The 4,865-nt window shown below is 72.6% G+C and carries 7 protein-coding genes; 4 read left to right on the forward strand and 3 right to left on the reverse strand.

The genetic code is table 11. From position 1 onward, the window contains the following. Nucleotides 1-485, forward strand: a 485-nt coding sequence (locus tag E1283_RS31725) for a PEP-utilizing enzyme (protein WP_243745244.1), incomplete at its 5' end; no start/stop codon positions are given. 14 nt (nt 486-499) lie between these two features. Here the strand turns inward: E1283_RS31725 and E1283_RS31730 are convergent. Further along, complete coding sequence (locus E1283_RS31730; protein ID WP_132821625.1) at nt 500-1,087, reverse strand: histidine phosphatase family protein; 588 nt, start codon at nt 1,085-1,087, stop codon at nt 500-502. A gap of 318 nt (nt 1,088-1,405) precedes the next feature. Here E1283_RS31730 and E1283_RS31735 point away from each other — a divergent pair, with 318 nt between their 5' ends. Beyond that, a complete protein-coding gene (locus E1283_RS31735) occupies nt 1,406-1,867 on the forward strand; it encodes a hypothetical protein (protein WP_165956316.1) in 462 nt (153 codons plus the stop codon). 58 nt (nt 1,868-1,925) lie between these two features. Here the strand turns inward: E1283_RS31735 and E1283_RS31740 are convergent, their stop codons facing one another. Then, nucleotides 1,926-2,615 (reverse strand): TetR/AcrR family transcriptional regulator, encoded by a 690-nt coding sequence (locus E1283_RS31740; RefSeq protein WP_243745245.1) that lies wholly within the window; start codon nt 2,613-2,615, stop codon nt 1,926-1,928. A gap of 253 nt (nt 2,616-2,868) precedes the next feature. On the opposite strand from E1283_RS31740, the gene E1283_RS31745 reads away from it, so the two are divergent. Together E1283_RS31745 and E1283_RS31750 are read left to right on the forward strand one after the other, a co-directional pair. Beyond that, the gene (locus E1283_RS31745; protein ID WP_132821628.1) at nt 2,869-3,306 is read left to right on the forward strand and encodes a hypothetical protein; all 438 of its coding nucleotides are present in this window, start codon (nt 2,869-2,871) and stop codon (nt 3,304-3,306) included. 70 nt (nt 3,307-3,376) lie between these two features. After that, nucleotides 3,377-4,180, forward strand: a complete 804-nt coding sequence (locus E1283_RS31750) for an SAM-dependent methyltransferase (protein WP_132821629.1) — start codon at nt 3,377-3,379, stop codon at nt 4,178-4,180. A 68-nt stretch (nt 4,181-4,248) separates the two neighbouring features. On the opposite strand, the gene E1283_RS31755 is transcribed toward E1283_RS31750, so the two are convergent. Then, complete coding sequence (locus tag E1283_RS31755; protein WP_132821630.1) at nt 4,249-4,830, reverse strand: DUF2690 domain-containing protein; 582 nt, start codon at nt 4,828-4,830, stop codon at nt 4,249-4,251. Nucleotides 4,831-4,865: the final 35 nt, after the last annotated feature.

Consider the following 4,865-nt stretch of genomic DNA (forward strand, 5'->3'; position numbering starts at 1 on the left):
GCGTGGGGGCCTGCCCGGGGGTCGCGGTCGGCCGGGTCGCGACCACGAGCGAGGCGGCGGTGCGGATGGCCGCGGACGGGCCGGTCGTCCTCGTGCGGCCGGAGACGTCCCCGCACGACCTGCGGGGCCTGGCCGCCGCCTCGGGGATCGTCACCGCGCGCGGCGGCCCGGCCAGCCACGCGGCGGTCGTGGCACGGGCGTTGGGGAAACCGGCCGTCGTCGGCGTGGCCGGCCTCGCCGTCGATGCCGCCGGCGCGGCGGTGCGGGTCGGCGGGCGCACCGTCGCCGAGGGCACACTCGTCGCCCTCGACGGCACCGGCGGCGAGGTCGTCCTCGGCCGCCCCGACATCACGACGGACGCGGCCGACGCGCACCTGCGTCGGCTGCTCGGCTGGGCGGACGAGGTGTCGGGCGGCAGGGCCGGGGAGGAGCGTGACGAGGCCGGGCGACTCGCCGCGGCCCACGCCGCGCTCCGCCGCGGCTAGGTTCCGGTACCGGCTCAGGGGCGGACGCCGGGGCCGAACCCCGTCCACCGCAGGTCGGCCGGCAGATGGCCCATGTCGTTGTAGAGCAGCACGGTCGGCGCCGCGCCGTCGTGGTAACCGATCGCCGTCAGCGCCGTGTTCCCGCAGCTCAGCCCCAGCCATCGGGCGGGCGGCGCGTCCAGCGCGTGCCGCACCAGCCAGGCCACCTGGTAGGCGTGGGTGACCAGGACCTCGTGGGTCCCGGTGGCGGCAGGGCGCGCGAAGCGGTCGAGCAGCGCGGCCGCGAGGCGCGCGCCCTCGGCCGCCTCGGCGGCGTCGAAGCCGTCGAAGAACCCGGCCCAGGCCGGGGGCGGATCCGCCGGCACCAGCGGCACATGGTCGACCAACTCGGCGGCCTCGCGCACCGGAACGCCCGGCAGGCGCTCGCCGACGATCCGGGCGGAGCGCACCGCCCGGGGCAGGGGCGAGTGCCAGACGGCGTCGATCGGGAGCGCGGCCAGGCGTTCCCCGAGAAGCTCCGACTGCCGCCGCCCGACGTCGGTCAACTCACCGAACGCGTCCGCCGCGCCGTGCCTCACCACATACAGATGCCGAGCCGCCATCGCCGCCGCCTTCCAGGATTCGGATGCCTGCCACATTCAGATGTTGGCATCATCCTAACCTGGACGGTGCGGCGCCCGGGAAGACGCCTCCGACAGCCGCCCCCGCGCGGCCCACACCCATCACCCGCCGGACCGCCGCTCAACCGGGAGTTCACCCGTCGCGATACCGGCGGACCAGCCGGATCAGGGCATTCCGAAAGGCTGTTCAGGACGCCGGCCCGCATGGCCGGGAAACTCCGCCGCCGTGTGGATCGCCGGGGTTTCGGGTAGCCCCCCGAAGTTCTCACACAGGAAGGGGAATCTCCCATGACATCCCGAATGCGACGCACCGTCATCCGCGCCGCGGTCGCCCTGCCGCTGGCCGCCGTCACTCTCGCGGTCACGGTCACTCCCGCCTCGGCGCACACCCTGAACGAGGCCGTCACCTCGACCACCGGCTGCGGCTGGAGCAGCGGAAGCTACCTCACACTGCACTCGGGCGCCATCACCACCAGCGGCGGAACGCGCTTCGGCACGGCGTATCTGCTGTGGAGCGACAGCTACCAGGAAAACTGTGTCGTCACCCTGAGAGAGGGCGCGATGCACGGGGTCGCGAGCAGCACCGAGGCGCGCCTCATCGGTTTAGCCTCGGGCACGTTCCGCGACCAGGGCTCCTTCGGCCACTTCGCGGCCGTCTCCGCGCCGACCGGCGGCGAATGCGTCTCCTACCGGGGCGAGATAATCTCCACCGACGGACAGATCGCCGAGAGTCCGCAGGTGGAATTCGGCTGGTGCGGCTGACCTCGGCACGGCGCTAGCGGTCGGCGTCACCCCGGGCGACTCGGTCACCACGGCCCGGTCACCCGGCCCGGGGCGGCGGCGCCGCCGGCCGCTCCTCCCCGGTCGGCCGGCTCGCCCGCATCCGGCCGATCGGGGGTGGATCGGCGTGCAGCAGCGGCGACTTCGGCCGCGGCAGGTCGTACAGGGTGTAGAGCCGGTCGCGGATCCGCTCGGTCGGGTACTGGTCCGTGTACACGGCGGTCTTGAAGATCACGCCCTCCAGGACGCTGCGGAGCAGCACCTCCTCCAGCGCCGGGTCCTCGGCGCCGCGGGCCGCGAAGAGGGCGCGGAGCCCGTCCTCCAGGAACAGCAGCCGCCGCTCCGCGCGCGCCTCGGCGGCGGCGAACAGCGGGTGGGTGGCCGGGCCGACGACCAGGCTCAGCGCCATCCGCTGCACGCCGACCGTGGTGGCGGCCGCGTACAGGATCCGGTCGATGATGCCGGCGAGCCGCTCGTCGGGCGTGCCGGTGACGTCGAGGACGGCGGCGACCCCGTCCAGGTAGCGGTCGAGGAGCTCGTCCACCAGCCTTTGCTTCCCCGAGAAGTAATAGGTGATCAGCCCCCGCGAGACGCCCGCGCGGGCGGTGATGTCGGAGATGGTGGCCTCGTGGTAGCCCTTCTCGGCGAAGACCTCGAGGGCCGCGGTGAGGATCCGCTCCCGCGACTGCGCCCGCATCTCCTCGTTCGTCTCCACCGATCGTGGTGACACTCCGCTACCCCATTCCCGCTGGTCCGGCTCTCGATCTCCCCCGGCTTCCATTGTCCCGCTTTCCGCGCGGGCACTCTGCGTGATGATGCCCGCATCCCGTTGTCCCGATGTACTGGATGGCTGTACAGTCAACGTGCGTCGGGGGGCGGCGGTCCTCGCCGGGCGAAACGGCCTCCCGCCCTGTGTCCGAGGACCGCCGAAGCGCCCCGCTCCCCGCGCGTTCTCTTCTTTTCACGATCGCAAGGAGCCCACCGTGGCGAGCAAGGAAGAACTCAAGGCCGCGATCCACGCCGCCTTCGACGCCGCCGTTCCGGACGGAACGAGCTACACCAAGGTGTACGCGTCGGACATGAGGCAGCGGAACTACATCGTGTTCCAGAGCACCAAGGTCTACAACTACGCGGTGGGCTTCAAGCCGGGCGGCACGGAGTTGGTCGTCGTCCCGGTCGACGAGGACGGCGGCGCGGTCAGCGCCGGCACGCCGGTGCGGATCACCGACGCCAACCGCGGCAACGTGAAGAAGCGGGACCTCCAGGGCCGGTTCCACGTCGCGACCACGGACGGCCAGAAGTTCCGCCTCACCGTGATCCCCTCGGTCCCGAAGATCACCGCGGCCTTCTACCAACTGCCGGTGGAGCAGCGGGAGGAGTTCGAGGCGTTCCAGGGCGTGCGCGAGCTGATCTGCGCGTAGCCGTCGGCCGACGGCCGACGGCCCGGGAGGGTAGCCTGCGCCCAGGTTCCGCACCACCCCCGGGAGAGAGATGAGCACCCCCAACGACCCGTTCAGCGTGCCGCATTCGGCGCGGATGTACGACTACTACCTGGGGGGCAAGGACAACTACCAGGTCGACCGGGTGGCCGCCGAGAAGGTCTTCGAGTGGTGGCCGGGGGTGCGGGACGCGGCGCAGGCCAACCGGGCGTTCATGCGGCGGGCGATCAGCCACCTCGTCGAGGAGGCGGGGATACGGCAGTTCCTGGACATCGGCACCGGGATACCCACCGAGCCCAACCTGCACCAGGTGGCGCAGGGGGCCGCGCCCGAGTGCCGGATCGTCTACGTCGACAAGGACCCGCTGGTGCTCACGCACGCCGAGTCGTTGATGCGGAGCACGCCGGAGGGCCGCACCACCTACATCCACGCCGACCTGGTCAGCGAGCTCGACGACATCCTGGCGTCGCCGCAACTCGCGGAGACCATCGACCGGTCGGAGCCGGTCGCGCTGTCGATGCTCGCGCTGCTGCACTTCGTGACCGACGAACAGGGCGCCCACGCGATAGTGCGGCGGCTGCTCGACACGCTGCCGGCCGGCTCCGCGCTGCTGCTCAGCCATGTCACGCCCGACTTCGACGCGCCGGCACTGCGGCAGGTCGAGGAGATCTACCGGCGCGGCGGCATCCCGGCCCAGGTCAGGACGCGCGAGGAGGTGGCGCGGTTCTTCGACGGGCTCGACCTGGTCGAGCCGGGCATCACCGTGCCGCACCGCTGGCGGGCGCTGGCCAGCGAGTCGACGGAGCTGGACGCGAGGATCTCCGCCTGGGCGGCGGTCGGGATCAAGCGGAGCTGACCGGCCGACCTAGGACCTGTCTGACAATCCCCGGCGGGCTCGCGACGCCAGGAATTATCAGACAGGCCCTAGCGGAGCGAGAACTCCGTGTCCTCGCCGGCCTCGACGCAGTAGCCGGGCCAGTCGGCCCGGCGCTCGGGGGAGACGCCGGGCACGGCGCAGACCTCGACGCGGAAGGTGTCCGGGTCGACCGCGACCATCCTGGTGAACTGGTCGGTCTCGTAGGCGATCTGGGCCTCGGTGCTGCCGCCGCCCGTGACGCGGACGGTGACGCGGTCGCCGGGTTCGCCCGTCAGGATGCGACCCCAGACGGCCTGGCAGTCCGGGTTGTAGCGGATCTCCAGGGTCGCCGGATTGCCTTCGGCCGGGCGGTGGGAGCCGGCGTCCTCGCCGCAGCCGGTGCTCTCCGGGCTGCGGCCGTCGCAGGCCGTGCCGGGGCAGGTGGGCGGCGGGTCGTCGGCGACGACCCGCTCGGTCAGCGAGGTGACCAGCACGGCCACCGCCGTGGTGACCGCGGTGACGGCGGCGGCCGCGATCAGCGAGTTGCGCAGGATGTGACGCCGGAAGGCGTGCAGGAACCTGGCCGGTCGGCCGCCGCTCGGCGGCGGCGGCTCCGGCGCGCCACCCTCCGGAGTTGCTGTACTGCTCATGACATCTCCCCGCCCGAAGGCCCCCGCCCTGGAAG

It is taken from the genome of Streptomyces hainanensis, from assembly GCF_004348415.1.
Classification (GTDB): Bacteria; Actinomycetota; Actinomycetes; order Streptomycetales; family Streptomycetaceae; genus Streptomyces; species Streptomyces hainanensis.